The following is a 1,153-nucleotide window of genomic DNA, read 5'->3' on the forward strand; positions in this document are numbered from 1 at the left end:
ACCAAAAGACTGGAGGGACTCCCTATGTCTATTATACGACAAGAGAGCTTATTTGACATCTATGACTTATTGGAAATGGAACCTACCCAACGTTATGAAGCAATCATTTCAGAAATAGATGTGGACGCAATCTTATATCAAGTGAACAAGAAATCAAGGCTTGGAGCACCGGTCAAGCTCAACTATGCCGCAATGATTATCTCATTATGCGTTCGTATAATTGAACGTATTCCAACAATTAAAGACTTGATTAAACGTCTGAAAGACGACCCACTGTTCAAATGGAACTGCGGATTTCTTGTATCTGATGAGACTCCTTCGGAGGCTGCTTATTCTCGATTGATCACTAAACTCAGTGATTCTAATACACTTGAATTAGCACAAGAGACAGTTTTATTTCAAGCGATTGCAGAAGGTTTCATTATCGATGATACCGTTGCAATCGATGCAACTCATTTTGAAGCACGTGATCAAGCTCCAGCTAAAGAAGAAAAAACAAAGACAGAACCGAAAAAACGTGGTCGTAAATCAAAGGCAGAACGAGAACAATGGTTGGAAGAACAAGCTAAAAAGGAAGCAAGCCTTCCACTTTACGAAAAAAAGATTGAAGCTCAGTTACCTGTACCACTAACAGAACTGAGGAACGAAGTTCCTCAAGATCCGAAATGGGGCATAAAGAAAAACAGTGAAGGTAAAAATGTGTTCTGGTATGGCTATAAAGGACATCTAGCAGTTGGCACATCAAGTCAATACATTTTGCAGTCTTTGTTTTCTTCAGGCAGTTTAAATGATGGAAAAGCAGCCATTCCTTTATTGAAGGGCATTCATGAACGTCTATCTCTTTCATCTTTACGTTATCAAACAATGGATGCTGGTTATGATTATGATCCTGTTTATGTCCAAGTAAACCGTATGGGGCAACAATCAGTAATAGCTTACAATAAGCGAAATGAATCTGATCCCATTGGATTCGATAAACACTTTGCACCTACCTGTTTTCGAGAACATTCTTATCGTTATGATAGCTTTGATACCAAATATGAAACCTTGAAATACACACGACCAAAGGAATGTAAGGATTGTCCGCTAGCAACCGAAGGTCTATGTCAAAAGATTTACAAGGTGAAAATAACTACCAACCTTCGAAGATATA

At 38.4% G+C, this 1,153-nt stretch carries 1 protein-coding gene; it reads left to right on the forward strand.

Going from position 1 to position 1,153, the window contains the following annotated elements; translation table 11 throughout:
* Nucleotides 1–24 precede the first annotated feature (24 nt).
* The coding region (locus ABDZ84_RS21395) for a transposase (RefSeq protein ID WP_343782941.1) at nt 25–1,153 on the forward strand (1,129 nt) is incomplete at its 3' end.

Origin of the sequence: Virgibacillus salarius (genome assembly GCF_039521925.1) — a bacterium.
Taxonomy (GTDB): Bacteria; Bacillota; Bacilli; order Bacillales; family Amphibacillaceae; genus Virgibacillus; species Virgibacillus salarius.